25 protein-coding genes are annotated in these 25,650 nt (G+C 70.2%); 14 read left to right on the forward strand and 11 right to left on the reverse strand.

What is annotated here, in order from left to right:
- Positions 1-48: 48 nt before the first annotated feature.
- Positions 49-786 (reverse strand): SIMPL domain-containing protein, encoded by a 738-nt coding sequence (locus MCHT01_RS19975; RefSeq protein WP_067067812.1) that lies wholly within the window; start codon positions 784-786, stop codon positions 49-51.
- Between the two features lie 230 nt (positions 787-1,016).
- On the opposite strand from MCHT01_RS19975, the gene ompR reads away from it, so the two are divergent.
- Positions 1,017-1,745, forward strand: coding sequence for an osmolarity response regulator transcription factor OmpR (gene ompR, locus MCHT01_RS19980; RefSeq protein ID WP_067067815.1), 729 nt, complete (start codon positions 1,017-1,019; stop codon positions 1,743-1,745).
- A 4-nt stretch (positions 1,746-1,749) separates the two neighbouring features.
- Entirely contained in the window at positions 1,750-3,075 is a 1,326-nt protein-coding gene (locus MCHT01_RS19985) for an ATP-binding protein (protein ID WP_067067817.1), read from the forward strand.
- 27 nt (positions 3,076-3,102) lie between these two features.
- Here the strand turns inward: MCHT01_RS19985 and MCHT01_RS19990 are convergent, their stop codons facing one another.
- Positions 3,103-3,801: a GntR family transcriptional regulator gene (locus MCHT01_RS19990; RefSeq protein WP_067067819.1), complete on the reverse strand. Its 699-nt coding sequence runs from the start codon at positions 3,799-3,801 to the stop codon at positions 3,103-3,105.
- A 180-nt stretch (positions 3,802-3,981) separates the two neighbouring features.
- On the opposite strand from MCHT01_RS19990, the gene MCHT01_RS19995 reads away from it, so the two are divergent.
- The 3 genes from MCHT01_RS19995 to MCHT01_RS20005 all read left to right on the forward strand — a co-directional run bounded on the left by MCHT01_RS19995 (position 3,982) and on the right by MCHT01_RS20005 (position 7,033).
- Positions 3,982-4,785: a maleate cis-trans isomerase family protein gene (locus MCHT01_RS19995; RefSeq protein ID WP_067067821.1), complete on the forward strand. Its 804-nt coding sequence runs from the start codon at positions 3,982-3,984 to the stop codon at positions 4,783-4,785.
- Positions 4,786-4,870: 85 nt separating this feature from the next.
- Positions 4,871-5,890, forward strand: a complete 1,020-nt coding sequence (locus tag MCHT01_RS20000; protein ID WP_067067823.1) for a Bug family tripartite tricarboxylate transporter substrate binding protein — start codon at positions 4,871-4,873, stop codon at positions 5,888-5,890.
- A gap of 15 nt (positions 5,891-5,905) precedes the next feature.
- A complete protein-coding gene (locus tag MCHT01_RS20005; RefSeq protein WP_084453067.1) occupies positions 5,906-7,033 on the forward strand; it encodes a TRAP transporter substrate-binding protein in 1,128 nt (375 codons plus the stop codon).
- 15 nt (positions 7,034-7,048) lie between these two features.
- Here MCHT01_RS20005 and ispF read toward each other — a convergent pair whose 3' ends face one another.
- The 3 genes from ispF to ispD all read right to left on the reverse strand — a co-directional run bounded on the left by ispF (position 7,049) and on the right by ispD (position 9,082).
- Positions 7,049-7,540, reverse strand: a complete 492-nt coding sequence (gene ispF / locus MCHT01_RS20010; RefSeq protein ID WP_067067828.1) for a 2-C-methyl-D-erythritol 2,4-cyclodiphosphate synthase — start codon at positions 7,538-7,540, stop codon at positions 7,049-7,051.
- Positions 7,541-7,601: 61 nt separating this feature from the next.
- Positions 7,602-8,357: a type I methionyl aminopeptidase gene (gene map, locus MCHT01_RS20015; protein WP_067067830.1), complete on the reverse strand. Its 756-nt coding sequence runs from the start codon at positions 8,355-8,357 to the stop codon at positions 7,602-7,604.
- A complete protein-coding gene (ispD, locus tag MCHT01_RS20020; protein WP_067067833.1) occupies positions 8,354-9,082 on the reverse strand; it encodes a 2-C-methyl-D-erythritol 4-phosphate cytidylyltransferase in 729 nt (242 codons plus the stop codon). Before ispD ends, map begins: the two co-directional genes overlap by 4 nt.
- Positions 9,083-9,151: 69 nt before the next feature.
- Between ispD and MCHT01_RS20025 the strand changes: the two genes are divergently transcribed.
- From MCHT01_RS20025 to MCHT01_RS20050, 6 genes are all read left to right on the forward strand, one after another.
- A complete protein-coding gene (locus tag MCHT01_RS20025) occupies positions 9,152-10,216 on the forward strand; it encodes an RNA methyltransferase (protein ID WP_067067834.1) in 1,065 nt (354 codons plus the stop codon).
- Positions 10,217-10,363: 147 nt separating this feature from the next.
- The gene (mfd, locus tag MCHT01_RS20030; protein ID WP_067068076.1) at positions 10,364-13,831 is read left to right on the forward strand and encodes a transcription-repair coupling factor; all 3,468 of its coding nucleotides are present in this window, start codon (positions 10,364-10,366) and stop codon (positions 13,829-13,831) included.
- Between the two features lie 144 nt (positions 13,832-13,975).
- Complete coding sequence (locus tag MCHT01_RS20035) at positions 13,976-14,377, forward strand: hypothetical protein (protein WP_148661629.1); 402 nt, start codon at positions 13,976-13,978, stop codon at positions 14,375-14,377.
- 10 nt (positions 14,378-14,387) lie between these two features.
- The gene (locus tag MCHT01_RS20040) at positions 14,388-14,945 is read left to right on the forward strand and encodes a PIN domain-containing protein (RefSeq protein ID WP_169806173.1); all 558 of its coding nucleotides are present in this window, start codon (positions 14,388-14,390) and stop codon (positions 14,943-14,945) included.
- A gap of 135 nt (positions 14,946-15,080) precedes the next feature.
- Positions 15,081-15,818 (forward strand): phosphoserine phosphatase SerB, encoded by a 738-nt coding sequence (gene serB / locus MCHT01_RS20045; protein WP_067067842.1) that lies wholly within the window; start codon positions 15,081-15,083, stop codon positions 15,816-15,818.
- 149 nt (positions 15,819-15,967) lie between these two features.
- Positions 15,968-17,815: a putative bifunctional diguanylate cyclase/phosphodiesterase gene (locus MCHT01_RS20050; protein ID WP_245643455.1), complete on the forward strand. Its 1,848-nt coding sequence runs from the start codon at positions 15,968-15,970 to the stop codon at positions 17,813-17,815.
- Between the two features lie 34 nt (positions 17,816-17,849).
- Here the strand turns inward: MCHT01_RS20050 and rraA are convergent, their stop codons facing one another.
- The 6 genes from rraA to MCHT01_RS20080 form a co-directional block, all read right to left on the reverse strand.
- Positions 17,850-18,374, reverse strand: a complete 525-nt coding sequence (rraA, locus tag MCHT01_RS20055) for a ribonuclease E activity regulator RraA (RefSeq protein ID WP_067067844.1) — start codon at positions 18,372-18,374, stop codon at positions 17,850-17,852.
- Positions 18,375-18,438: 64 nt separating this feature from the next.
- Positions 18,439-18,666 (reverse strand): RNA-binding S4 domain-containing protein, encoded by a 228-nt coding sequence (locus MCHT01_RS20060; RefSeq protein WP_067067846.1) that lies wholly within the window; start codon positions 18,664-18,666, stop codon positions 18,439-18,441.
- A gap of 78 nt (positions 18,667-18,744) precedes the next feature.
- A complete protein-coding gene (locus MCHT01_RS20065; RefSeq protein ID WP_067067850.1) occupies positions 18,745-20,478 on the reverse strand; it encodes a thiamine pyrophosphate-binding protein in 1,734 nt (577 codons plus the stop codon).
- 56 nt (positions 20,479-20,534) lie between these two features.
- A complete protein-coding gene (locus tag MCHT01_RS20070) occupies positions 20,535-21,017 on the reverse strand; it encodes a hypothetical protein (protein ID WP_067067853.1) in 483 nt (160 codons plus the stop codon).
- Positions 21,014-21,487: a Panacea domain-containing protein gene (locus MCHT01_RS20075; protein WP_067067856.1), complete on the reverse strand. Its 474-nt coding sequence runs from the start codon at positions 21,485-21,487 to the stop codon at positions 21,014-21,016. Before MCHT01_RS20075 ends, MCHT01_RS20070 begins: the two co-directional genes overlap by 4 nt.
- Before the next feature lie 235 nt (positions 21,488-21,722).
- A complete protein-coding gene (locus MCHT01_RS20080; RefSeq protein ID WP_067068081.1) occupies positions 21,723-22,970 on the reverse strand; it encodes an MFS transporter in 1,248 nt (415 codons plus the stop codon).
- Between the two features lie 189 nt (positions 22,971-23,159).
- Here MCHT01_RS20080 and MCHT01_RS20085 point away from each other — a divergent pair, with 189 nt between their 5' ends.
- From MCHT01_RS20085 to MCHT01_RS20095, 3 genes are all read left to right on the forward strand, one after another.
- On the forward strand, positions 23,160-23,981 hold the full coding sequence (locus MCHT01_RS20085) for an AraC family transcriptional regulator (protein WP_067067857.1): 822 nt from the start codon (positions 23,160-23,162) through the stop codon (positions 23,979-23,981).
- Positions 23,982-24,017: 36 nt separating this feature from the next.
- Positions 24,018-25,133 carry a quinolinate synthase NadA gene (gene nadA / locus MCHT01_RS20090; RefSeq protein ID WP_067067859.1) on the forward strand — a complete coding sequence of 372 codons (1,116 nt, stop codon included), beginning with the start codon at positions 24,018-24,020 and terminating at the stop codon, positions 25,131-25,133.
- 174 nt (positions 25,134-25,307) lie between these two features.
- On the forward strand, positions 25,308-25,595 hold the full coding sequence (locus MCHT01_RS20095) for a late competence development ComFB family protein (RefSeq protein ID WP_067067862.1): 288 nt from the start codon (positions 25,308-25,310) through the stop codon (positions 25,593-25,595).
- The last annotated feature ends 55 nt before the right edge of the window (positions 25,596-25,650 follow it).

Consider the following 25,650-nt stretch of genomic DNA (forward strand, 5'->3'; position numbering starts at 1 on the left):
AAAAACGCCCGGCCAAGCCGGGCGTTTCTCGTCGCGGGGGAGACCCGATCAGCGGGTCATCACCACGTTGCCGCTGACGTTCACCGTCACCGTGGCCTTGCCGGACTCGACCGGCAGGGCCTCGTCGGCGCTCGCGGCCATGGCCTTGAAGCGCGGCGCCGCGGCCATCATCAGCTGCGGCTGGTCGGCGTTCACGCTGACCTCGCCGATGCGGTAGTTCGTGTAGCCGAACTGCTGCGCATAGGTCGCGGCCTTGGCCTTGTAGGCCGAGATCGCCTGCGACACCACGTCGCCCTCGGCCTTCTCACGCGCCTCGCGCGACAGGCCGTAGCCGACGTTCGCGATGGACAGCGTCTGGATGCGGCCGCTCAGGCGGGAGATCGACTCCATGTCGCGGCCCTGCACCAGCAGCTCGACGCTGCCCTGCCAGCCGGTGATCTGGGGAGCGCTGCTGCTCGTCTTTCCGTTGCCGTAGCGCGGATAGACCGACAGGTTGCCGGCCTGCAGCTCGACCTGGCCGGGCTTGGCGACCTTGCGCGCTTCGGCCAGGGCGGCGTCCAGCGCCTGCTTGAGCTCGTTCTGCACGGCGGTGGCGTCCTTGCCCTCGCGCGTCGTCGAGAAGCGCAGCTGCAGCAGGTCGCGCGGGACCTCGGTGGTGGCGGAGGCGCTCAGGTTGAGCACGTCCGTGCGGGGGGCCTCGGCGCGCGCGGCGGCGGGGACCAGGGCAACGGCGCCGGCGGCCAGCAGGACGCGGGTGAGCGCCTTGGTCTTGGAAGTTCGGATCATCAGGGTTCCTCCGTAGTTGTGCCGTGGGGCGGCCAGCATAACGGCTGAGGAATCGATCACGGTTGACGCTTTCCGTGCACCGTTTGTGTGCCGTTTGTTAAGACCTTGTAGGGCGCAGGTTGGCCTGTTACAAAAGATGTAACCAACCCGTAAGGACTGATGCAGCCGGCAAAACCGGCGGAAAACTGCCCTTAAAGTCCCGCTGTTACAAATTCAGGAGTGGCCTCGCCATGCAAAGCCCAACCCGCCCCAACCGCATCCTGGTCGTGGACGACGACGCCCGCATCCGCGACCTGCTGCGCCGGTACCTGGCGCAGGAAGGCTTCGAAGTCCTGCTGGCCGAGGACAGCAAGGCGCTGAACAAGCAGCTGACCCGCGAGACGGTCGATCTGATCGTGCTGGACCTGATGCTGCCCGGCGAGGACGGCCTGTCGATCTGCCGCCGCCTGCGCGCCGCCGGCGACAGCACGCCCATCATCATGCTGACGGCCAAGGTCGAGGAAGTGGACCGCATCGTCGGTCTGGAAGTCGGCGCCGACGACTACCTTGCCAAACCCTTCAACCCGCGCGAACTGCTGGCCCGCATCAACGCGGTGCTGCGTCGCCGTCCGCCGCCGGAAGCCCCGGGCGCGCCGTCCAAGGAGCCGATGACGGTCCAGTTCGGCCCGTTCGAGTTCGACCTGGCGCTGCGCCGCCTGGCCAAGAACGGCGAGCCGGTCCCGCTGACCACCGGCGAGTTCTCCATGCTCAAGGCCCTGGTGCGCCACCCGCGCCAGCCGCTGTCGCGCGACAAGCTGGCCATGCTGGCCCGCGGCCGCGAGTTCGAGCCCTTCGACCGCAGCCTGGACGTGCAGGTCTCGCGCCTGCGCAAGCTGCTGGAAGAGGATCCGGCGCAACCGCGCTTCATCCAGACCGTGTGGGGCGTGGGCTACGTGTTCGTGCCCGACGAGGCGGCCTGATCCCGTGACGCCGCCCCGTCTGGCGCTCAACCTGTTCTGGCGCACCTTCGCGCTGCTGGCCCTGCTGCTGGCCGCCGGGGTGCTGGCCTGGCAGCAGACCTTCAAGGCGCTGGAGGCCGAGCCCAAGGCGCTGGAAGCCGCCCAGCAGCTGGCCGGCCTGGTGAACCTGTCCCGCGTGGCGCTGTCCAGCACCGACGCGATCAACCGCGTGGCGGTGGTCAAGTCGCTGGCGCGCAGCGAGGCGGTCCAGGTCGAGGTGGCCGAGGCCACCGACCGCTGGCTCCCCTACGAGAACAGCCCCTTCGCCCAGCGCCTGCGCAAGGAGCTGGTGTCGCGGCTGGGACCGCAGACGGTGCTGGCCAGCGGGCTGAACGGCGTCTCCGGCCTGTGGGTGCGCTTCGATGTCGGGCCGGACCAGTTCTGGCTGCAGACCAATCCGGCCCCGCTGTCGACCAGCTTCTCCAGCAACTGGTGGTGGATCGCGATCGCGCTGGGCGCGTCGCTGCTGGGCGCGGCGGCGATCGCGCGGCTGATCAACCAGCCGCTGCGCGAGCTGTCCATCGCCGCCAGCCGCATCCGCGAGGGCGAGTACGACTCGCGCCTGGACGAGAGCACCCTGACCAGCGAGATCCGCGAGGTCAACATGGGCTTCAACCGGATGGCGCGCGAGCTGGCCAAGATGGAAGAGGACCGCAGCGTGATGCTGGCGGGCATCTCCCACGACCTGCGCACGCCGCTGGCGCGGCTGCGGCTCGAGGCCGAGATGAGCGTCAACGACGAGCAGGCGCGGACCTACATCGCGCAGGACATCGACCAGCTCGACGCCATCATCAACAAGTTCATGGACTACGCGCGCCCGAGCGAGCTGCAGCTGCAGGCGCTCAACCTGCGCGAGCTGGTGGAGCGCGAGGCCCAGGGCTTCCGCGATCCGCAGCAGATCCAGATCTCGGTGCGGCTGTCGGCGGCGCTGCGCATCTGGACCGATCCGACCGAGTTCGGCCGCATCCTGCTGAACCTGTTCGAGAACGCGCGCCGCTACGGCCGCTTCGAGGACGAGCCGGCGCGCGTGGAGGTCACCGCCGAGGCCGACAGCGCCTGGGTGCTGCTGACGGTGCGCGACCGGGGGCCGGGCGTGCCGCCGGACAAGCTGGCCAAGCTGACCACGCCCTTCTATCGCGGCGACAGCGCGCGCACGGCGGCGACCGGCGCGGGCCTGGGTCTGGCGATCGTGGAGAAATCCGTGCAGCGACTGGGCGCGCAACTGCGCCTCGCGAATGCCGACGACAGCGGCTTCGTCGCGCAGCTGAGGCTCAAGCGGGCGAGCGTCTGAGCACGTGAGCGCGCGAGCGGAGGGCCGTCAGCCCGGCTGACCGCGCGCGCGCCGACGAGGCTCGGCGGCCTCGCGCGCGGCGATCTCGGCCCGCATCGCGGTCAGGATCGCCTCGCTCTTGTGCTTCAGGTGCGTGCGCAGGATGCCCGCCATCGCCTGGGCGTCGCGACGCTGCAGCGCGTTGAGCATCCCTTCGTGCTCGGCCATGGCCCGGCACCAGATCTCCTCGGTCATCGGTGAGGCGAAGCGGATGCGCCGGATGCGCGCGTTCAGCATGGCGTACTGGGCCGCCAGCACCGGGTTGCCGGTGGCCGCCACGATGGCCTCGTGGATCTCCCGGTTGAGCGCGTAATAGGTCGGCAGATCCCGGCGCTCGAAGGCCTCCCGCATCCGCTCGTGCAGGGCCGTCAGCGCGGCCATCGCCGGCGCGCTCATGCGTTCGCAGGCCTGCTCACCGGCCAGGGCCTCCAGGGCGCCCGTGACGGCGAACAGCCCTTCCACCTCCTCCAGCGACACCTCGCGCACCCGCGCGCCGCGATTGGGCAGCAGCTCGACATGGCCCTCGGCGGCGAGCACCTTGAGCGCTTCCCGCAGCGGGGTGCGCGACACGCCGAAGCGCTCGCAGAGCGCGGCCTCCGGCACCTTGCTTCCGGGCGGCAACTCCCCCTGCACCAGCAGCTCGCGCAGCGAGGCCACCAATCCCGTGTGAACGAAATCCTTGGACATGGTGGCGATTATGAATTCATTCCTCATCTCCACCCGGTTCCTTCGCCACTTCTACAGCGACGCTTCCCAGGGAGTGAATTCATCTCGTTGACTTCGCTGGATGCCAGGCCTACATTGATTGCATTCATTAGGCCCAATGAATCTCCACAAACCGTCAACCATCGCCGATCAAGGACGAAAATGAATTCACTTCAACACGGCATCCAGGAAGTCCAGGGATCCACCCACGACGCGCAGCGCTACGTGAACGCGCTCGGGCCCCGCGGCGTCATCGGCGTGATGACGCCGGGGCCCAACGTCAACGTCGAGAACGAGATGATGGACATGCGGCCCGCCGGCGTGATCAATGCCGTCGACCGCTACTACGTGCCCAACCAGCGCATCGCGCAGGACGAGGACTGGTCGATCATCATGCGCAACGTCACCGCCCACCTGGACGACTCGGTGCGACGGCTCAAGGAGGCGCTGATCGACCACCTGGTGCTGGGCATGTCCTCGCAGAGCTACATGGGCGGCGAGCGCGGCAGCTTCGCGTTGCAGGCGCATCTCGAGCAGCTCTCCGGCGTGCCGGTGACCATGGGCGCCCAGTCCGCCGAGCAGGCCTTCCGACTGTGCGGCGCCAGACGCATCGCGCTGCTCACGCCCTACTACCCGGTGATCGAGCAGAACGCGGTGAGCTACTTCAGCGCGCGCGGCTTCGAGGTCGTCCACGTGGAGGGCCTGAAGTGCAAGAGCATCATCCACGTCGCCTCGCAGACCTACCAGGAACTGGCCGAGGCCACGTTGCGCTGCCACGCGGCGCGGCCGGACGCGATCCTGCAGCTGGGCACCAACCTCGCCTACGCGCAGGTGGCCAACGACGCGGAGAAGTGGCTCCGCCTGCCGGTCTTCGCGTCCGGTCCCGTCATCTACTGGTCGGCGCTGCGCAAGATGGGCATCCAGGACCGGATGACGGGATTCGGCAGCCTGATGGAATTCCACTGAGCCCCTGCCCCGCGTTCCCGTTCTGGCCGGTGCCGCGAGCGAGCCGGCCGGCGCGCCCAGGCGCGCCGATCACGAGGAGACCCCCATGACGAATCCTTCCCGCCGGCGCCTCCTGGGGCGCCTGCTGTCACGGGCCGGCCTGATGGCGGCGTTGGCGCCACCGGCGCTGGCCCTGGCCCAGACCGCCCCCGCCGTCGGCGCGCCGACGGACTGGCCCACGCGGCCGATCTCGCTGTTGGTCGGTTTCGCGCCGGGCGGCGGCACCGACCTGATCGCGCGCCAGATCGCACCGCGCCTGTCCCAGCTGCTGGGCCAGTCCGTGGTGATCGAGAACCGCGCCGGCGGCAGCGGCACGATCGCGACGGGACAGGCCGCGCGCGCCAGGCCGGACGGCTACACGCTGCTGCTGGGCCATGTCAGCTCCAACGCGATGGTCCCCGCCATCACCCAGGTGCCCTACGCGCCGGCCACGGCCTTCACGCCCATCCTGCTGATCGGCAGCGTGCCGCAGGTGGTGGTCGTGCGCGCCGCCGCGCCGCCGCGCAGCCTGAAGGACTTCATCGCGTGGACCCGCGACAAGCCGGGCGGCGTCAACTACGCGTCCTCCGGGGCCGGCACGCAGCAGCACTTCGCCGCGGAGCTGTTCCAGCAGGCGACCGGGACGACGATGACGCACGTCCCCTATCGCGGCAGCGGCGCCGCCCTGACCGACCTGCTGAGCGGTCAGGTCGACGTCAACTTCGACACCGTGCCCACGGTCCTGCAGCAGATCCGCTCGGGCCAGTTGCGGGCGCTCGCGGTGACCTCGCGCCAGCGGGCGGCGAGCCTGCCGGAGGTCCCCACGCTGATCGAGTCCGGCGTGCCGGACTACGAGATCGGCGCCTGGTACATGCTGATGGGGCCGGCCGGCCTGCCCCCGCCCGTCGTCGAGCGCCTCGCCGCCGCGATGCGCCAGACCCTGGCCACGCCAGAGGTTCGCGCGAGGCTGGAGCAGCTGGGCACCGAGATCCGCATCCTCGGCCCCGCCGACGCCCAGGCCTATCTGCGCGCCGAGATCACGCGCTGGGCCCGGCTGGCCGCGGCCAAGCACATCAAGCCCGATTGAGCGGAGGACGGCCCCATGAGCACACCTGACACGACCTGCCTCCCGTCCTCGCCATCCCGCCGCCGCGCGATGCGCGCCGGCCTTGTCGCCGGCGGCGCGGCAGCGGTCACCGTGGCGACCGGCTGCGCGTCCACGCGGCCGCCGACGGCCTCCAGCGCCCCGCTGCGCTGGCGCATGGCCACCTCCTGGCCCGCCTCGCTGCCCTTGCTGAACGACTGCGCGCAGGACTTCGCGCACCTGGTCCGCGACGCATCGGGCGGACGGCTGTCGATCGAGCTGGTCGACCCCGCCCGCCACGGCCGACCCGTCGGGTTGCTGGCGGCGGTGCGGGACGGCGAGTTCGAGATGGCGCACACGACGGCGCAGTACTACGCCGCGCAGCTGCCGGCCATCGACTACTTCACCGCCATCCCCTTCGGTCTCACGCCCGTCGAGCAGGAAGGCTGGCTGGCCGAAGGCGGGGGGCAGGCCTTGTTCGAGTCCCTGCTCGCCCCGCTCGGCGTGGTGCCGCTGACGGCGGGGCACACCGGCATCCAGATGGGCGGATGGTTCAACAGACCCATCGCCACGGCGGCCGACCTGCGCGGCCTGCGGATCCGCATCGCGGGCTTCCCTGGACGCGTGCTGGCACGCGTGTGCGCGACGCCGGTGAATCTCCCGCTCGGGCAGATCATCCCGGCCTTCGAGGACGGCCGCATCGACGCCGCCGATGTCGTGGGGCCGGCCGTCGACGCGACCCTGCCGCTGTCGCGCCACGCGCCCTACTACATGGCGCCCTGGCACGAACCCGACGTCGCCTTGCACCTGTTCATCGACGCGGGCCGGCTGGCCACCCTGCCCGACGACCTGCGCCAGATCGTCCGGCAGGCCGCGCAAGCCGCCTCGATGCGCTCGATGGCCCGCGCGAACGACCGCAACGCGGTCGCGCTCGCGGCCATGCGAGCCCGCGGGCAGGACATCACCCCCTGGCCCGCGGAGGTCCTAGCGGCCCTGCGCCGAGCGGCCGCGGAGGAACTGGCCGCCGATGCCGCGAGGCATCCCGACGCGCGCCGGGTGATCGACAGCCTGCTCGGCTACCGGGCTCGCGTGCAGGCCTACAGCCTGGCCGCCGACCAGGCGGTGTTCCAGGCGCGCGGGGCGTGATGACCGTGCCGGCGCTCAGCCGGGCTGGCGCACCAGCAGGCACACGGCCCGCGCCTCGATGGCCTTGCCTTCGCCGACCGGACCCATCTTCTCGGCCGTCTTGGCCTTGACGTTCACCTGGTCCAGCGCGATCTCCAGCACCTCCGACAGCCGGCGGCGCATCGCGTCGATGTGCGGCGCCATCTTCGGCGCCTGCGCGACGATGGTCGTGTCGATGTTGCCGATCACCCAGCCCTTGCCGCGCGCGCGGCGATAGGCCTCGGCCAGCAGCACCATCGAGTCGGCGCCCTTGAACTCGGCCGCCGTGTCGGGGAAGAGCTTGCCGATGTCGCCCAGCGCGGCCGCGCCCAGCAGCGCGTCGGTGATCGCGTGCGCCAGCGCGTCGGCGTCGGAATGGCCCAGCAGGCCGTGCGTGTGCGGGATGGTCACGCCACCCAGGATCAGCGGGCGGCCCTCGACGAGCTGGTGCGTGTCCCAGCCCTCGCCGATGCGGAAGTCGTAGTTCATGTGCGGTGCCGCGTCGCGGACGTCAGGATCGATGGGAAACGGGCAGCGAGGCGCCTCGGCCTCACTGCGCGCGCGGATGCGTCACGACCAGCGGGCCGCCGCGGGTGACGATCATCGTGTGCTCGAACTGCGCGGACAGGTTGCCCTTCACGCCGGACAAGGTCCAGCCGTCGGACTCCTCGTCCACCCAGCGGCTCTTGGTGGAGAGGAAAGGCTCGATGGTGATCACCATGCCCTCCTCCAGGATGCGGGTGTCGCTGGCGTCGTAGTAGCCCGGGATGGTCTTGGGCTCCTCGTGCAGCGCGCGGCCGACGCCGTGGCTGCACAGGTTCTCGATGATCTTGAACTTGTGGGCCTTGGCGACGCGCTCGATCGCATGGCCGATGCGGTTCAGCCGCGCGCCGGGCTTCACTTCCTTCATCGCCTGCTCCAGCGCGTACTGCGCGGCGAAGACCAGCTGGGTCTTGGTCGGCGTGGTGGGCGGGACGATGCGCGTGCCGCCGGTGTCGGCGAAGTAGCCGCCCAGCTCGGCCGACACGTCCACGTTGACCACGTCGCCCTTCTGGATCACGCGGCTGCCGGGGATGCCGTGGGCGGCCTGCTCGTTGATGCTGATGCAGGTGGCGCCGGGGAAGTCGTACATGACGCGCGGCGCGGACTTGGCGCCGAACTCCTCCAGCCAGCGCGCGCCCAGGTCGTCGAGCTCGCCGGTGGTCATGCCGGGCCGGATCGCGTCCAGCATGCGGCGCAGCACGGTGGCCACCGCTTCGCCGGCCAGCTTCAGGCCCTGGATGTCGTCGTCGGATTCGATGGTCATGCGCGGCTCCTCAAGAGGCGTTCGGCGAGCGCGAAGTCCGCCGGATAGGTGACTTTGAAATTCTCGATCGAGGCTTCCACCAGCCTCGGCGAATGGCCCAGCGCCTCGATGGCACTGGCCTCGTCGGTGATGCCGTCCCGCGGACCGGCGAGCGCCGGGGCCAGCAGCCCCAGCCGGAACATCTGCGGCGTCTGCGCGGCCCACTTGCCGCGGCGGTCCACGGTCGCGGCCACGCGGGCGCCCTCGCCCTCGGTCACGACCGCGTCCTTGAGCGTGTCGGCCACCGGCAGCGCCAGCAGCCCGCCGACCTCGTCGTCGTCGCAGGCGTCGATCAGCGCATCGACCCATTCGGGGCGAAGCAGGCAGCGGGCGGCGTCGTGGACCAGCACCCAGTCGTGCGGCTGGGCGCCGCGCTCGCGCAGCGCGCGCAGGCCGGCGGCGACCGAGTCGGCCCGCGTGGCGCCGCCGTCGCGCGCGATCCAGCCGCGCTCGCCGACGAAGCCGGGGACGGCGGATTCGAACTGGTCGTCCTCGGGCGAGAGCACGACCAGCGTCGCCTCGACGCGCGCGACCCGCGAGAGCGCGTCCAGCGTGTGGGCGATCAGGGCGCGGCCGGCCAGGGGCACGTACTGCTTGGGGCGGTCGGCGCCGGAGCGGCTGCCGACGCCGGCGGCCGGCACCAGCGCGTAGCAGCGCGGCGTCAGGCCGATCGGAAAGGAAGTCATGGGGCGCGATTGTAGGGAGGGCGATCGGCGAAAATCCGCGCTTCCCGCGATCGCCCTGCCCGTCCCACCGTGTTCTCCATCGCCGACCTCCGCCGCCGCCTGACCGCCCTGGGCGCCAACGACGCCCACGCCGGGCGCGTGCTGCGGCATTGGGTGCAGGCGCGGCCGCTGACGCAGGGTCGGCGCCAGCTGGAGCACTACCTGCCGCTGGCGGTGCGCGAGGCGCTGCCCGCGCTGATGGACGAGCTGCACGGCCTGGCCACGCTGGTCGAGCGCCATCCCGGCGAGGACGGCTCGGCCCGTCTGCTGGTGCGGCTCACCGACGGCCAGACGGTGGAAAGCGTGCTGCTGCCGCGCGATGGGCTGTGCGTGTCCAGCCAGGTCGGCTGCGCGGTGGGTTGCCGCTTCTGCATGACCGGCAAGGACGGGCTGCTGCGCCAGGTCACCAGCGCCGAGATCGTCGCGCAGGTCGCGCTGGCGCGGCGCGAGCGGGCGGTCAAGAAGGTCGTGTTCATGGGCATGGGCGAGCCCTCGCACAACCTGGAGGCGGTGATGGAGGCGATCGAGCTGCTGGGGCTCGAAGGGAACATCGGCCACAAGAACCTGGTGTTCTCGACGGTCGGCGATCCGCGCGCGTTCGAGCGCCTGGACCAGGGGCCGGTGAAACCGGCGCTGGCGCTGTCGCTGCACACCAGCAAGCCCGAGCTGCGGCGCGAGCTGCTGCCGCGCGCGCCGCGCCTGACGCCGCGCGAGATCGTCGAGGCCGGCGAGCGCTACGCACGATCCAGCGGCTATCCCATCCAGTACCAGTGGACGCTGATCGAGGGCGTCAACGACGGCGAGGACGAGATGGACGGGATCGTCGCGCTGCTCAAGGGCAAGTACGGCGTGCTGAACATGATCCCGTACAACCGCGTGCCCGAGCTCCCCTTCGCCCGCCCGGACTGGGACAAGGCGCGCGCGATCGCCCGGCGGCTGCATGAGCGCGGCGTGCTGACCAAGCTGCGGGATTCGGCCGGCCAGGACGTGGACGGCGGCTGCGGCCAGCTGCGGGCGCGCAGCCAGGAGACGCCCGCGTCGATGCGGGACGCCCGCCGCGCGATCCCGATCGCGCCGGTCCGGCCGGCGTCCTGAGGCCTCCCCGATCGGCTCGCGACCCCGATCCCCCGTGCGCTGGCCGACGGGGTTGCCGACTGCCGTGCGCTCCTGTCACGCCCTGTCGCCGCCCGCTCCCTACAATTCCCCTCGGCCCCTTCCCGGGGCTGTCCTCATTTGTGCGCCATGCAGCTGTCCTCGATCTCTCCCGGCAAACGCTTCACCCTGCCCCGCCCCGTCGGCTCCGCCGACGCGCTGTTGCTGTCCCGCTTCGCGCGGCAGCAGGTGGCGGCGGGACGCCTCACGCTGATCGTCACCGCCGAGCCCGGTGACACCCAGCGCCTGGAGGACGAGCTCAAGTTCTTCGCGCCCGAGCTGCGCGTGGCCGTCTTCCCCGACTGGGAAACCCTGCCCTACGACAGCTTCAGCCCGCACCAGGACCTGATCTCCGAGCGCCTGGCCACGCTGTGGCGGCTGCAGCAGGCCGGCGGCAAGCCGGTCGCCGAGCGCGACCTGGACGTCGTGCTGCTGCCCGCCACCACCGCGCTCACGCGCCTGGCGCCGCCCTCGTTCCTGGCCGCCACGACCTTCAACTTCCGCCAGAAGCAGCGCCTGGACGAGTCCGGCCTGAAGCAGCAGCTCACGCTGGGCGGCTACCAGCACGTCAGCCAGGTCGTCTCGCCCGGCGAGTACGCGGTGCGCGGCGGCCTGATCGACCTGTACCCGATGGGCTCGCCGGTGCCCTACCGCGTGGATCTTTTCGGTGACGAGGTGGACTCCATCCGCGTCTTCGATCCGGACTCGCAGCGCTCGCTGTATCCGGTGCCGGAAGTGCGTCTGCTGCCGGGCCGCGAGTTCCCCATGGACGAGGCCTCGCGCAAGGCCTTCCGCGCGCGCTGGCGCGAGAAGATGGACGGCGACCCGACCAAGTCGCGCATCTACAAGGACATCGACACCGGCCTGGCCACCGCCGGCATCGAGTACTACCTTCCGCTGTTCTTCGACGAGATCGCCAGCGTCTTCGACTACCTGCCCGCCGAGGCCGGCCTGGTCCTGCATGGGGAGGTCGACGACGCGCTTCAGCGCTTCTGGACCGACACCCGCGAGCGCCACCGCTTCCTGCAGCACGACCCGGACCGCCCCATCCTGCCGCCCGAGGAGATCTTCCTCCGCCCCGAGGACTTCTTCACCGCCACGCACCGCCATGCCGTGCTGTCGGTGCGCGGCACCGACGCGGTCGACTACGCCCGCCCGCTGCCCGACGTCAGCGTCGAACGCGGCGCGCAGGAGCCGCTCGCCCGCCTGGCCGCCCACCTGAAGCAGACGCCCTACCGCGTGCTGCTGCTGGCCGAGAGCGAGGGCCGGCGCGAGAGCCTGCTCGAGCTGCTGCGCGACAACAAGATCGATCCGCCTTCGGTCAAGGACCTGGCGGAGTTCGAGGCGAACCGGGACGAGCGCTTCGCGATCACCGCAGCCCCGCTGGCCGCGGGCTTCTTCTGGAACGAGCCGGACGATGGGCGCCAGATCCAGCTGCTCACCGAGACCGAGCTCTTCGCCACCACCCCCACGACTCGCCGGCGCCGCAAGCAGGAGCAGGTCAGCGACGTCAACGCGCTGATCAAGGACCTGTCCGAGCTCAAGGTCGGCGACCCGGTGGTGCACACCAATCACGGCATCGGGCGCTATCTGGGCCTGATCAACATCGACCTGGGCGACGGCCCCAGCGAGTTCCTGCACCTGGAGTACGCCGACAAGGCCACGCTCTACGTCCCCGTCGCGCAGCTGCACCTGATCAGCCGCTACACCGGCGTCAGCGCCGAGGAGGCGCCGCTGCACAAGCTGGGCTCGGGCCAGTGGGACAAGGCCAAGCGCAAGGCCGCCGAGCAGGTGCGCGACACCGCCGCCGAACTGCTCAACCTCTACGCCCGCCGCGCCGCGCGCGAGGGCCATGCCTTCCGCTACTCGCCGCACGACTACGAGGCCTTCGCCGCCAGCTTCGGCTTCGAGGAGACGCCCGACCAGCGCGCCGCCATCCACGCCGTGATCCAGGACATGATCAGCCCCAAGCCCATGGACCGGCTGGTCTGCGGCGACGTGGGCTTCGGCAAGACCGAGGTGGCGTTGCGCGCGGCCTTCGTCGCGGTGATGGGCGGCAAGCAGGTCGCGCTGCTGGCGCCCACCACGCTGCTGGCCGAGCAGCATTACCAGAACATCGCCGACCGCTTCGGCAAGTGGCCGGTGAAGGTGGCCGAGATGAGCCGCTTCCGCTCCGCCAAGGAGATCAAGGCGGCGATGGAGGGCCTGGCCGACGGCTCCATCGACATCGTCATCGGCACGCACAAGCTGCTCTCCAGCGACGTCAAGTTCAAGCGCCTGGGCCTGCTGGTCATCGACGAGGAGCACCGTTTCGGCGTGCGCCACAAGGAGGCGATGAAGGCCATGCGGGCCGAGGTCGACGTGCTGACGCTGACCGCCACGCCCATCCCGCGCACGCTGGGCATGGCGCTGGAAGGTCTGCGCGACCTGAGCGTCATCGCCACCGCGCCGCAGCGGCGTCTGGCGATCAAGACCTTCGTGCGCAGCGAGACCAGCGGCACCATCCGCGAGGCGGTGCTGCGCGAGCTCAAGCGCGGCGGCCAGGTCTACTTCCTGCACAACGAGGTCGAGACCATCGAGAACCGGCGCATGAAGCTCGAGGAGCTGCTGCCCGAGGCGCGCATCGTCGTCGCGCACGGCCAGATGCCCGAGCGCGAGCTGGAACGCGTGATGCGCGAGTTCGTCGGCGGCAAGCACAACGTGCTGCTGTGCTCGACCATCATCGAGACCGGCATCGACGTGCCCAGCGCCAACACCATCGTGATCAGCCGCGCCGACAAGTTCGGCCTGGCGCAGCTGCACCAGCTGCGCGGCCGGGTCGGGCGCTCGCACCATCAGGCCTATGCGTACCTGATGGTCCCGGACGTCGAGGGCCTGACCAAGCAGGCCGCGCAGCGCCTGGACGCGATCCAGGCGATGGAGGAGCTGGGCTCGGGCTTCTATCTCGCGATGCACGACCTGGAGATCCGCGGCGCCGGCGAGGTGCTGGGCGAGCACCAGAGCGGCAACATGATGGAAGTCGGTTTCCAGCTCTACAACGAGATGCTGTCCGAGGCCGTGCGCTCGCTCAAGGCCGGCCGCGAGCCGGATCTTCTCAGCCCGCTGTCGGCCACCACCGAGATCAACCTGCACGCGCCCGCGCTGCTGCCCGACGCCTACTGCGGCGACGTGCACCAGCGGCTGTCGCTGTACAAGCGGCTGGCCACGGCCGATCGTGCCGAGCAGATCGACGCGATGCTGGAGGAGATCACCGATCGCTTCGGCAAGCTGCCGGCGCAGGGGCAGACGCTGTTCGACACGCACCGGCTGCGGGTGCTGGCCAAGCCCTACGGCGTGATGAAGATCGATGCGGCGCCCAGCGTCATCAACATCAACTTCCGGCCCAACCCGCCCATCGATCCGATGCGCGTGATCGAGCTGGTGCAGAAGAACCGCAACATCAAGCTGGTGGGCAATGAGAAGCTGCGCATCGACAAGGCGCTCACCGATCCGAAGGATCGGGCGCATGCGGTGCGCGAAGTGCTGAGGCTGCTGGGCGCGCCGGTGAAGCAGGACTGAGGGCCCCGCTCGGGCGCGGACGGCCCGCGCTGACTCGAACTGCTGGAAGGCGTCACGCACGTCGACCAGTTCGGGTCAGTGCGCGATCGATGACCGATTCCTAGACTGCTGGCTTCTCAACTTCGGGAGAAGCCGATGCCCCAAGTGATTGTCGATCTGAGGAATGTGCCCCTGCCCGCCCATGTCCGGGAGATGAGCGAGGACGAGGACGACGGGTTCTACGAAATGATGGTGGCGGAGCGGGAGGCGCGACATCGCGGCATGGAGAACATGCCTCGTTGCCTGGCCTGCCCCCATCTGCCGCAGAACGAGGTCGAGCCCGACCTGGACGATTTCTCTCTCACCCTGATCGAAATGCGGCGCCATCGACGCGTGGCCTGCCATGCCCAAGGCGATTGCGACGACTGCCCCTATCTGCCCGAGAACTACGGCAAGCCGGTCCGATTCCGGGTGATGGGCGTGGACGATTGGGGCGACAACGTCGCCGCCGAACAGATTCGTCTCGCGCGATTCCAAGACTGGGAGGCTCGTCATGGCGCCGACTAAACCGCTCTTCATGCTGGACTCCAACATCGTGAGCGCGCTGGTCGAGCCCGAGGGGACGCCGCGGCGCGAGCTCTGCGAACAACGCTTGGCGCAGCTCGACGGCGACCTCGCGATCAGCGTGGTGGTCGACGCGGAAGCCCGAGCGGGATTCCGCAAGAGCATGTCGATCCGCAAGGAGGCTCGATTCCTCGAGCTCAAGCGCCGTATACGTGTCGAGTACATCGACCGCGATCTTGAGATCGCGGAGATCTACGCCATCGAGCGGGCCGCGCTGCTGCGCGCAGGGCTCCCCCTCTCCGAGCTCGACACCTTCATCGTCGCCCATGCGATCGCGCTCGGCGCCACCCTGGTGAGCAATGATCGGTCGATGTCGCGCGTGGAACGGCTGAAGCTGGAGAACTGGTTGTTGCCGGAGCCCACGCGGTCGCGTCGCTCTCCCGGTGCGGCCGAGCCGATGGCCGACTATGCGGCGGGGCTGCGCCCCTGGACAGCGAGGGCCCCTCAATCGCCGGGTGTCTGGATGACACACGCCGATATGGCCTCGTACGCGCATGCGCATGCACAATGAATCGCCTCCCGGCGAGTACGCTAAGCTCCCGCCCGTCCCCGCCGGCCCATCGTCCTGATTGCTGGCGGAACCTTCCGCGTTCCGTATCCGCGGTTCCATGTCCGCATTCCTGTCTCCGCCCCAGGCGCCGCCCGCATGACCACCTCGCCGTCCTCCTCGTCGACCGATCCCTCGGTCTCCCTGACTCCGCTCGTGCTGCAAGGCTTCACGCCGCCGCTGTCGCTGGGCGGCTTCAAGCTGGCCGCCTTCGACATGGATTCGACGCTGATCACCATCGAGTGCATCGACGAGATCGCCGCCGCCGCGGGCCGCAAGGCCGAGGTCGCCGCGATCACCGAGGCCGCCATGCGTGGCGAGATCACCGACTTCAAGGACAGCCTGCGCCGCCGGCTGGCCCTGTTGAAGGGTGTCGGCGAGGACGCCCTCGCCCAGGTCCTGCGCGACCGGCTGCGCTTCAACCCCGGCGCGCGCGAACTCTGCGCGGCGCTCAAGGCAGCGGGCCTGAAGTTGGTGCTGGTGTCCGGCGGCTTCACCTACTTCACCCGTTTCGTCGCCAGCGAACTCGGCATGGACTTCGTCCGCAGCAACGAGCTGGAGATCGTCGACGGCCAGCTCACCGGCGGCCTGGTGATGCAGGACTGGGGCGACATCTGCGACGGCGAGGAGAAGCGCAGGATGATGCTGGCCTGCGCCGAGCGCATCGGCGCCACGTCCGCGCAGTGCATCGCCGTCGGCGACGGCGCCAACGACCTGCCCATGATGGGCGCCGCCGGCCTGTCGGTGGCGTACCACGCCAAGCCCAAGGTGCGCGAGCAAGCCATGGTGGCGATCAACGACGGCGGCCTGGACCGGCTGCTCGACGTCCTGCGCTGAGGCCTCCGCGGCCCACGGGTCGCCGTCGATGTCGCGGGCATCGGGTGCAATCGGTCACGCGACGGGGCGTTCGACCCACAGGGCGGCGTTCGTGGTCTTGTAGCGGCGCGCCATCCCTGCCATGCTGCCCGAATTGACAGGGAGCAGCGATGCGAGAACAGCACGCGACCAGGACGGACGAACAGGCGTCCATCGACCATTTGCAGCGTGACGTGCTGGAGGCGGTGGCCCTCGGCCGGCCGCTGACGGCCGTCATGGACCTGCTGTGCCGCGGCGTCGAGGCGCTGGCACCGGAAGTGCTCTGCTCGGTGCTGTCGGTCTCGCCCGAGGGCGTCGTGCATCCGCTGGCCGCGCCCAGCCTGCCCGCCTCCTACAGCGCGGCGCTGGAGGGCCTGCAGGTCGGCCCGGAGGTAGGTTCCTGCGGCACCGCCGCCTGGCGGCGCGAGGCCGTCGAGGTCACCGACATCGCCCAGGACCCGCTGTGGCGCAACTTCCGCGAGCTGGCGCTGTCCCACGGCCTGGCCGCCTGCTGGTCCACGCCCATCCTGACCGGCCACGACCAGGTGGTCGCGACCTTCGCCCTCTACTACCGCGAACCCCGCGGCGCCGCCCCCTTTCACCGCCAGATGGTGCAGGCCTGCGCGCAGCTGTGCCAGATCGCGTTCATGCACGACCGCCATCAGCGCGAGATCGAACGCCTGGCCTACTTCGACGGCGTCACCGGGCTGCCCAATCGCACGCTGCTCGGCGACCGCGCCCGCCAGACCCTGCTGCTGGCGACCCGCGCCGAGGCGCCGGTGTCCCTGCTGCTGCTGGACATCGACCGCTTCAAGACCGTCAACGATTCGCTGGGCCACGCGGTCGGTGATCAGGTCCTCCAGCACATCGCCGCGCGCCTGCTGCGCGTGCTGCGCGACAGCGACACCCTGGCCCGCATCGGCGGCGACGAGTTCGTCGTCCTGCTGCCCGGCTGCATCGCCGAGGACGCGATGCACGTGGCCGCCAAGCTGCGCGCGGCGCTGGAGGCGCCGATCCCGCTCGACGGCAGCCACGCGCGCGTGCAGCTGACCGCCAGCATCGGCGTCTGCGCCTTTCCCAAGGACGGCACCGACCTCGACCAGCTGCTGAAGAACGCCGACATCGCGATGTACGAGGCCAAGCGCGCCGGCCGTGACTGCGCGCGCTTCTTCCTGCACGCGATGAACCAGGCGCTGGACGAGCGGCTGGACATCGAGGCGGCGTTGCGCCACGCGCTCTCGAACCACCTGCTGCAACTGCACTACCAGCCCAAGGTGCGGGTCGCCGACCGCCGGCTGGTCGGCGTCGAGGCGCTGCTGCGCTGGCACGACGCCGCGCGCGGCTGGGTGCCACCGGACCGATTCATCCCGGTCGCCGAGGAAAGCGGCCTGATCAACGCCTTGGACGCGTGGGTGCTGGAACATGGCTGCGCGCAGCTGGCGCGCTGGCGGGCGGCGGACGTGGACGTGCCGGCGTTGTCGGTCAACGTCTCCCCGCAACGCTTCCATCAGGACGATGTCGCCGCCCATGCGCGCGCGGTCCTGGCACGCCACGGGCTCGCGGCGCAAGACCTGACCCTGGAAGTGACGGAGCGCCTGATGCTCGACGACACCAGCCGGCCGCGGGAGCAGCTGCAACAGCTCAACGAGATGGGCGTGGGCGTGTCGGTGGACGACTTCGGGACCGGCTACTCCAGCTTGAGCTACCTCAAGCGCCTGCCGGTGACCGAGCTCAAGCTGGACAAGAGCTTCGTGCGCGACCTGGAGCAGGACGCCGACGACCGGGCGCTGTCCAGCGCCGTGATCGGCATCGGACGCTCGCTCGGGCTGACCGTGGTCGCCGAGGGCGTCGAGACCGAGGGGCAGCGAGAGATCCTGCTGGGCATGGGCTGCGAGGCGGCCCAGGGTTGGCTGTTCGGGCGACCGATGGCCGCGGACGCGCTGGCCGCGTGGATCGCGGAACGCGCCCGCGACGCCTGATCGCCCACGCGGACCACGCGAACCGCGCGCGGGATCACACGGCCGGATGCACCGGCTTGGGCGTGACGACGATGCCGTCCTCGTCCGCGTAGAGCCAGTCGCCGGGGCGGATCCACACGCCCTCGATCTGCACGGGGACATCGGCCAGGCCTTGCTCGCGACGCTCGGTCGGCATGGGCACATGGCCCAGCGCGAAGAGGCCCACCGAGGCGGCGCGCAGTTCCTCCAGATCCCGGACGGCGCCATGGATCAGCAGGCCGGCCCAGCCGTTCTTGGCCGCGCTGACGGCCAGATTGCCGCCGACCAGCGAGCGCCGCAGCGATCCACCGCCGTCGACGACCAGCACGCGGCCGGCGCCGAAGCTCTCGACCGCGGCCTTCACCAGCGAGTTGTCGTCCAGGCAGCGCACCGTGGCCACCGGCCCGGCGAAGCGCGGGAACCCGCCGTAGCCGCGATACAGCGAGCCGGGCAGCCAGCGGGTGTCGCCGCTGCTGTCGGACTTCAGCGAATCGCAGAGGTCGCAGGTGGAGAAACGGATCGCGGGGGTCGGGGTCGTCATCGCGGGGCTCCTGGAGCCTCCGCGCTGGGCCGGAGGACTCGGCGGTCGGGGGTTCGGAAAGGGATCAGGCGGGGGCCTGCACCTCGATGCGCTGGCCGTTGAACTCGATCACTTGACCCGCGCGGATCTTGGCGGTCTTGCGCAGCTCGACCTGGCCGTCGACGCGGACCTGCCCTTCGGAAATGAAGTGCCGGGCCTCGCCACCGCTGCCGGTCAGCGCGGTGGCCTTGAGCAGCTTGTCGAGTTCGATGAAGTCGCCGCGCAGGGCGAAAGGGATCACGGGTGCAGACATCGGCGCATTGTCCTTCAGCCGGTCGGTGGGTCCGTCGGGCCTCGCGGGTCCTGCGGCGCGGGGACTTGTCCGTCGGCGTCAGCCGCCGGCCAGGCGTCGCCGCGCGGCCTCGCGGATGGTGGTGAGGGTGGCGCGGCTGGTGGAGACATCAGCAGGCAGCTTCAGGTGCAGCAAGGTGGGGGTCTGCGCGGCGATGGCCTGGCGCAACGCGGGCTCGACGTCCGCAGTGCGCTCGGCGCTGAAGGCCTGCCAGCCGAAGGCCCGCGCCATCGCGGCGAAGTCGGGGTTGTGCAGGTCGCTGCCGCTGACGCGGCCGGGGTACTCGCGTTCCTGGTGCATGCGGATGGTGCCGTAGGTGCCGTTGTCGACGACCACGCAGATCAGCTTGCGCGCGCCATGGGCCATCGCGGTGGCCATCTCCTGGCCGGTCATCAGGAAGTCGCCGTCGCCCGCGATGTTCACCACCCAGCGATCCTGCTGCAGCACGCTGGCCGCCACCGCGGCCGGGAAGCCGTAGCCCATGGCGCCGCTGGTGGGCGCGAGCTGCGTCCGCCCGCCCTGATGCAGCGCGGTGTAGCGGTGGAAGCGGTGCAGCCAGCCGCTGTAGTTGCCGGCGCCGTTGGTGAAGATGGTCTCGGCGGGCAGCAGGCGGTCGAGCGTGCGGATCACCTCGGTCATGTCCATCGGGGCCACGGGCTGCGCCTGCTGGTTGCGCTGGTAGTCGGCATGGGCCTCGCGGGTCCAGTCGAGCCAGGGCAGCTCCTGCGCGCCGCCGGGCGGACGCAGCTGCTGCAGCGCCAGCGCCGCCGTGCTCATGCTGGCCTGGATCATCTGGTCGGCGGCGTAGACGCGGCCCAGTTCCTCCGCGCCCGCGTGGATGTGGACCAGCTGCTGCGCCGGCCGCGGCGCCTTCAGCAAGGTGTAGCCGCCGGTGGTCATCTCGCCCAGACGCGGGCCGATCGCCAGGATCAGGTCCGCGTCCGCGACGCGGCGGGCCAGCGCCGGGTTGATGCCGATGCCGACATCGCCCGCATAGAGCGGATCGCGGTTGTCGAACAGGTCCTGGAAGCGGAAGGCGCAGCCGACGGGGAGCTGCCAGGCCTGCGCGAAATCCTGCAGCGCGACGGTGGATTCGGAGGTCCAGCCCCCGCCGCCGGCGATGACGAAGGGCCGCTGCGCGGCCTCGAGCCGGGCCTGCAGCTCGACGAGGTCGGCGGGCGCCGGCCAGGCCACCGCGGCCTTGGCCCGCGGCAGCACGGGCGCGTCGGTGAGTTGCGTGAGCATGTCCTCGGGCAGCACCAGCACGACCGGGCCGGGACGTCCTTGCAGCGCCGTGTGGAAGGCGCGGGCGACGTACTCGGGCAGCCGGTCGGCGTCCTGGATCTCGCCGACCCACTTGGCCATGCCCAGCGTGCCGGGCCCGAACATCTGCCGGTAGTCGACCTCCTGGAAGGCCTCGCGATCGCGTTGATCGCTGGCCACCTGGCCGATGAACAGGACCAGGGGCGTGGAGTCCTGGAAGGCGGTGTGCAGGCCGATGCTGGCGTTGGTCGCGCCGGGCCCGCGGGTCACGAAGCAGATGCCCGGGCGACCGGTGAGCTTGCCCTGCGCCTCGGCCATGAAGGCCGCGCCGCCCTCCTGCCGGCAGGCGACGAAGCGGATGCGGTCGCGGTGCTCGTGGAAACCGTCGAGGACGGCGAGGAAGGACTCGCCTGGAACGCCGAAGGCGGTGTCGACGCCTTGCTCGATCAGGGCTTCGACGAGGACATGGCCGGCGGAACGCGCGCCGGCTCGCGGAGGGCTGCTGTTCATGGCGGACGACTGTAGCGAGCGGATCCGTTCGTGCAAGCGGGATGCGCCTGAGAGGGTCACTTCTTGCGGCCAAGCAAACTGTCGACCACGCCCATCAGCTTCTCGCCGACCAGCGAGTACGCGTTGTCGGCCGCGACATCCTTCTTGGCGGACACGCCGCGCAGGATGGAGATCACCAGCACCGTCGGCACCGAGAACAGCGCGATCATGATGGCGATGAACACATGCCAGGACGACGTATCGGCGCCTGGCACCGGGCACTCCACCATGTGCAGGACGTCGTCCGCGAGATCCGAGATAGGGATGCAGTCGAAGGGCCAGATGCCCATCTGGCGAAGCACGACCATGACGCCGATCGCGTACAGCGCGCCCGCGATTGCGAGGCCACCGTAGGCGCTGGCTCGCTTGAGCCGGTAGTCCAGATGGGCGAGATCGAATTTCCTCAACTCGGTCGACGACGGCGAGTCGTCGTCGAAGTAGTACGCGGGTGGGACGATGGTGGGCTCGCCTTCCTCCGACGCGGGATCCTGATGGCTCATTTCAGCATCCCCTTGAAGTGCTCGCGAACCACGTCATCGAGGATGAAGGCCTGCCTGTTTCTTCGCGCCTGGTCCCAAGGTCCACCCGGCACATGAGCCAAGGTCGACAGACGTCGCTCGGTCAGACGACCATAGCGATCCAGCACCTGCTCAAGCACGTCCCAGAAGCGCTCGTCCTTGCGAGACGGCATCAACGCCTGGAACGCATTGGTCGTGACGTCCGCGAAACGAATGCAATCTCGGATCGCGTCCCTCCTTCTGTTCTTGAGCCGATGAAACAGCGCATCGAAGACCGGTCCGTACTCCCACGCCTCGGGTCGCTCCCGGACGGCGGGGACGCCATGCAAGGCCAGCAGCCAGGCATGCGTGAAGAACACCAGTTTCTGGATCTTCAGGTGGTTGACGAAGATGCCCTTCTCTCTGGCTCGAAAGATGACGGCATTGGCGACGACGAAGGTGGAATAGGACATGGCGCGACGACTCCAAGGCCGTCGACTCTATCGACCGCGTCCATGCTTGCAAGCGCGCATCCAAGGGCGTTGCGCCTGGGTATCAGCATCGCCGAAACACCCGACTCGAATGCGCGTTTCCCTACCCAGGACCTACCGCCAACCGTCATTCGACTCCCCTGAATCAGGCGTCCGAGCGACCTGTGGAAGGCAATTCCCGAGCATCCCGCTCGGGCTCATCACCGACGCTCAAGGGTCAGGCCTTGCGCACCACGCTCGCCGCCGCGATGCCCATCAGCAGCGCGATCGACGCGCCCCAGAACACGCCGTTGTTCCAGTGGCGGTCCATCATCGCGCCGAAGATCGGCGCGGCCGTCGCGAAGCCCACGTCCAGGCCCGAGTACACCGTGCCGTACACCCGCCCCGTCGCCCCGGGAGGCGCCGCGCGCTTGATCAGCATGTCCCGCGAGGGTCCCGCCAGGCCCGTGCCGAATCCGGCCGTCGCGGCCGCCACCAAGGCCAGGCTCGCCGGCAGCCAGCCGGTCGCCGTCAGCGCCAGCAAGGCCGCGGCCGCCGCCATCGCGCCGGCGATGTTGCGCTCCAGGTTCTGCGACTTCGCCACCAGGAAGCCACCCACGATCATGCCCGCCGCGCCGGCCAGCATGTAGCCGGTCACCACGAAGGCGGTGCTCGCCAGGCTCAGGCCGTACATCGCCGACAACGCCGGCGAGGAGAAGCTCTGGATCGCGCTCAGCGCCGCGGTCGTGAAGAAGAAGAACGAGAAGCACAGCCACACCGAGGGCAGCTTCAGGAAGGCCATCGGGTGCTCGTCCACGGGCGCCTTCGCCGCGCCGGCCTTCTCATGGCCCCACGAGCCCTGCCGGTCGTCGATCGCGTCGCGCTTGAAGGCCAGCAACGCGATCACGATCAGCGCCCACAGCGCCGTCGCGGCGTAGGCGTAGCGCCAGTGCCCGGTGGCCTCATGGACCGAGATCAGCAGCACCGGCGCCAGCGCCCAGCCCAGGTTGCCGGTGATGCCGTGCACCGAGAACGCGTGCCCCAGCCGCTGCTGCGACACGCGCTTGTTCAGGATGGTGAAGTCCACCGGGTGGAAGGGCGAGTTGCCCAGCCCCGCCAGCGCCGCCGCCAAGGCCAGCCCGCTGAAGCCCTGCGCCGTGCCCGCCGCCAGCGAGGCCAGCACGAAGCAGCCCAGCGCCACGAACAGCACCGGCCGCGCGCCGGTCTTGTCCACCAGGAAGCCCGACAGCGCCTGCCCCACGCCCGAGATGACGAAGAAGATCGTCACCAGCAGGCCCAGCTCCGAGTAGCTCAGGCCGAACTCCCGCATGAACACGGGGAACAGCGGCGGCAGCAGCATGTGGAAGAAGTGGGAGGTGCCGTGGGCCAGACCGATCAGGCTGATGGTCTGGATGTCTCGCTTGGCGCTCTGCTCGGCGCTGAGCCCGAGGGCGGCGCCGGTGGCGGTGGTGGTGGCGGTGTTCATGGGCGACATGGTGACAGGGCCGCCACGACGGAATTACGATAGCCGGACAACTTCTGTCGAATTTCAGCCATGACCCGACCACCCGCATCGCTCCGGCAATCGACGCAGACCCGTGAGGCCTCGTCCGGCCCGGCGCCGTCCCCGAGGCGGAGCGCGTCCCGCGCGGCGGCGCCGCGGCCGCGCCGGCTGATGCCGTCCTCCGACGGCCAGGTGCCGGGCCGCTCCAGCGTGCCGCCGCTGGACCCGCGCCGCTTCGCCCCCAGCGCACAGCGCCCGGTGCGCGCCAAGTCCCGCAGCATGGCCGGCGACATGGACATCCAGGCGCACTTCCATCTCTGGGGCCAGCTGGTGTTCTCGGTGTCCGGCGTCGTGCGCGTCAGCACGGACCGGGCGACCTTCCTGGTGCCGCCCTCGCGCGCGGTCTGGATCCCGGCCGGCGTGATCCACGCCGTCACCGCCGTCGAGCGCTGCGAGCTGCGCACCCTCTACCTGCTGACACCGCCCGATGACGCCGAGGTCTGGCACGAGAACCGGGTGCTGGAGGTCTCCCCGCTGCTGCGCGAGCTGGTCGTGCAGTTGGCCCGCGACGAGATCGAACCCGGCGACGCGGTCACCGACCGCGAGGTCTGGCTCGGCAAGCTGATCCTGGACGAGATCCACCGCGCCCGCAGCCTGCAGCTGGGCGTCGCGCTGCCGGCGGACAAGCGCCTGCGCCGGCTCTGCGAGGCGGTGCTGGCCGAGCCCATGCGCCACGCCAGCCTGGACGACTGGGCGGCCGAGGTCGGCGCCAGCGCGCGCACCGTGTCGCGACTGTTCCGGCAGGAGCTGGGCAGCAGCTATGCCCAATGGCGCCAGCAGGCGCTGCTGGCCGAGGCGCTGCGGCTGGCGGCGCAGAAGAAGCCCATGCAGCTGATCGCCGCCGAGCTGGGCTATGCCAGCGCCAGCGCCTTCACCGCCATGGTCACCCGCACGGTGGGCATGCCGCCGAGCCGGTTTTTCGGCCAGGGCTGAAAGCGCCCTCGCCCGTCTCCCTACAATCCCGCCCCTATGGATCAGGTTCTCTACGACTTCGCCCGCCAGGACGCCGAAGGCGCCACCTGCACCGCCCATGCCTGGGCCAAGGTGCCGGCACCGCTGACCGCCCCCCAGCGCCAACAACTCAAGGCCCGCGCCGCCGAGCTGCTCAAGGCCAAGGGGGCCGTGCTGGTCGCCCATTACTACGTCGACGGCGACTTGCAGGACCTGGCGCAGGAGACCGGCGGCATCGTGTCGGACTCGCTGGAGATGGCGCGCTTCGGCCGCGACCACGCGGCGCAGACGCTGGTCGTCGCCGGCGTGAAGTTCATGGGCGAGAGCGCCAAGATCCTCAGCCCCGAGAAGCGCGTGCTGATGCCCGATCTGGACGCGACCTGCTCGCTGGACCTGGGCTGCCCGGCCGAGGACTTCAACGCCTTCTGCGACGCGAATCCCGATCGCACCGTCGTCGTCTACGCCAACACCAGCGCCGCCGTGAAGGCGCGCGCGGACTGGATGGTCACGAGTTCCTGCGCGCTGGAGATCGTGTCCGAGCTCAAGGCCCGCGGCGAGAAGATCCTGTGGGCGCCCGACCGTCACCTGGGCCGCTACATCCAGGAGCAGACCGGCGCCGACATGCTGATGTGGAACGGTGCCTGCATCGTCCACGACGAGTTCAAGGGCCTGGAGCTGGAACTGCTGCGCCAGGAACACCCCGACGCGATGATCCTGGTGCATCCGGAGTCGCCGGCCTCGGTGGTGGCGCAGGCGGACGTGGTGGGCTCGACCTCGGCGCTGATCAAGGCGGTGGTCGAGGGCAAGGCGCGTGAGTACGTGGTCGCCACCGACAAGGGCATCCTGCATGCGATGCGCCAGCTGGCGCCGGGCAAGGTGCTGATCGAGGCGCCGACGGCCGGCAACAGCGCCAGCTGCAAGAGCTGCGCGCATTGCCCGTGGATGGCGATGAACGGCCTGCAAGGCATCGTCGATTGCCTGGAGCGCGGCACCGGCGAGATCTTCGTCGAGGAGCCGACCCGCGCCAAGGCGCTGTCGTGCATCGAGCGCATGCTGGACTTCACGGCCGCGCTCAAGGCGAAGCAGGCCGGTCAGGCCGCCGGCGCGATGGTGCCGGGCATCGGCGCCGCCTGAGCTGACGCCCGTGCCGCGGGCTCGACCGGCGTGGCGACGGACGCCACCGCCGACCGGGCCCGTCGAGGGCCACGCCTCCAAGCCCCCGCGTGAACGAGTGTCCGCGGGGGCTTCTCATTTGCGCATCGCGGGGCCTATGCTGTGGCCATTCCCCCGTCATCCGCAGGACGCGCCATGGACTTCACCTCGCTCTACAACCATCACGAACGCGAAGTCTTCGCCGCGGTCATGGACACCGCGACGCAATATCCCGAGATCCATCGCAACTCCGAGCTGCTGGCCGATGTGGCCTGCGTCGCGCTGAACCGCCTGCCGCCGCGCTACATCCGGCACGCGGTCGACTATTCGTTCTACCTCACCGAGCAGGAACGGCTGGACGTCGACGCCGCCATCAAGGAGGCCGTCGGCTACGCCTTCAACTTCGTGCAGGCGCGCAGCGTGCTGCGCTCCAAGCCGCGCTGAGCCGCACCTCCAGGGCCAGCGCCATCGCCCGCCTCGAGGCCGCGGCGGGCGCCCT

Origin of the sequence: Mitsuaria chitosanitabida ATCC BAA-476 = NBRC 102408, assembly GCF_001598255.1 — a bacterium.
Taxonomy (GTDB): Bacteria; Pseudomonadota; Gammaproteobacteria; order Burkholderiales; family Burkholderiaceae_C; genus Roseateles; species Roseateles chitosanitabidus.

Bases quoted from the DNA above. Each gene is read 5' to 3' on its own strand.
- MCHT01_RS19975 (WP_067067812.1), bottom strand. From the start codon at position 786: ATGATCCGAACTTCCAAGACCAAGGCGCTCACCCGCGTCCTGCTGGCC.
- ompR (WP_067067815.1), top strand. From the start codon at position 1,017: ATGCAAAGCCCAACCCGCCCCAACCGCATCCTGGTCGTGGACGACGAC.
- MCHT01_RS19990 (WP_067067819.1), bottom strand. From the start codon at position 3,801: ATGTCCAAGGATTTCGTTCACACGGGATTGGTGGCCTCGCTGCGCGAG.
- MCHT01_RS19995 (WP_067067821.1), top strand. From the start codon at position 3,982: ATGAATTCACTTCAACACGGCATCCAGGAAGTCCAGGGATCCACCCAC.
- MCHT01_RS20000 (WP_067067823.1), top strand. From the start codon at position 4,871: ATGACGAATCCTTCCCGCCGGCGCCTCCTGGGGCGCCTGCTGTCACGG.
- MCHT01_RS20005 (WP_084453067.1), top strand. From the start codon at position 5,906: ATGAGCACACCTGACACGACCTGCCTCCCGTCCTCGCCATCCCGCCGC.
- ispF (WP_067067828.1), bottom strand. From the start codon at position 7,540: ATGAACTACGACTTCCGCATCGGCGAGGGCTGGGACACGCACCAGCTC.
- map (WP_067067830.1), bottom strand. From the start codon at position 8,357: ATGACCATCGAATCCGACGACGACATCCAGGGCCTGAAGCTGGCCGGC.
- ispD (WP_067067833.1), bottom strand. From the start codon at position 9,082: ATGACTTCCTTTCCGATCGGCCTGACGCCGCGCTGCTACGCGCTGGTG.
- mfd (WP_067068076.1), top strand. From the start codon at position 10,364: ATGCAGCTGTCCTCGATCTCTCCCGGCAAACGCTTCACCCTGCCCCGC.
- MCHT01_RS20040 (WP_169806173.1), top strand. From the start codon at position 14,388: ATGCTGGACTCCAACATCGTGAGCGCGCTGGTCGAGCCCGAGGGGACG.
- serB (WP_067067842.1), top strand. From the start codon at position 15,081: ATGACCACCTCGCCGTCCTCCTCGTCGACCGATCCCTCGGTCTCCCTG.
- MCHT01_RS20050 (WP_245643455.1), top strand. From the start codon at position 15,968: ATGCGAGAACAGCACGCGACCAGGACGGACGAACAGGCGTCCATCGAC.
- rraA (WP_067067844.1), bottom strand. From the start codon at position 18,374: ATGACGACCCCGACCCCCGCGATCCGTTTCTCCACCTGCGACCTCTGC.
- MCHT01_RS20060 (WP_067067846.1), bottom strand. From the start codon at position 18,666: ATGTCTGCACCCGTGATCCCTTTCGCCCTGCGCGGCGACTTCATCGAA.
- MCHT01_RS20065 (WP_067067850.1), bottom strand. From the start codon at position 20,478: ATGAACAGCAGCCCTCCGCGAGCCGGCGCGCGTTCCGCCGGCCATGTC.
- MCHT01_RS20070 (WP_067067853.1), bottom strand. From the start codon at position 21,017: ATGAGCCATCAGGATCCCGCGTCGGAGGAAGGCGAGCCCACCATCGTC.
- MCHT01_RS20075 (WP_067067856.1), bottom strand. From the start codon at position 21,487: ATGTCCTATTCCACCTTCGTCGTCGCCAATGCCGTCATCTTTCGAGCC.
- MCHT01_RS20080 (WP_067068081.1), bottom strand. From the start codon at position 22,970: ATGAACACCGCCACCACCACCGCCACCGGCGCCGCCCTCGGGCTCAGC.
- MCHT01_RS20085 (WP_067067857.1), top strand. From the start codon at position 23,160: ATGCCGTCCTCCGACGGCCAGGTGCCGGGCCGCTCCAGCGTGCCGCCG.
- nadA (WP_067067859.1), top strand. From the start codon at position 24,018: ATGGATCAGGTTCTCTACGACTTCGCCCGCCAGGACGCCGAAGGCGCC.
- MCHT01_RS20095 (WP_067067862.1), top strand. From the start codon at position 25,308: ATGGACTTCACCTCGCTCTACAACCATCACGAACGCGAAGTCTTCGCC.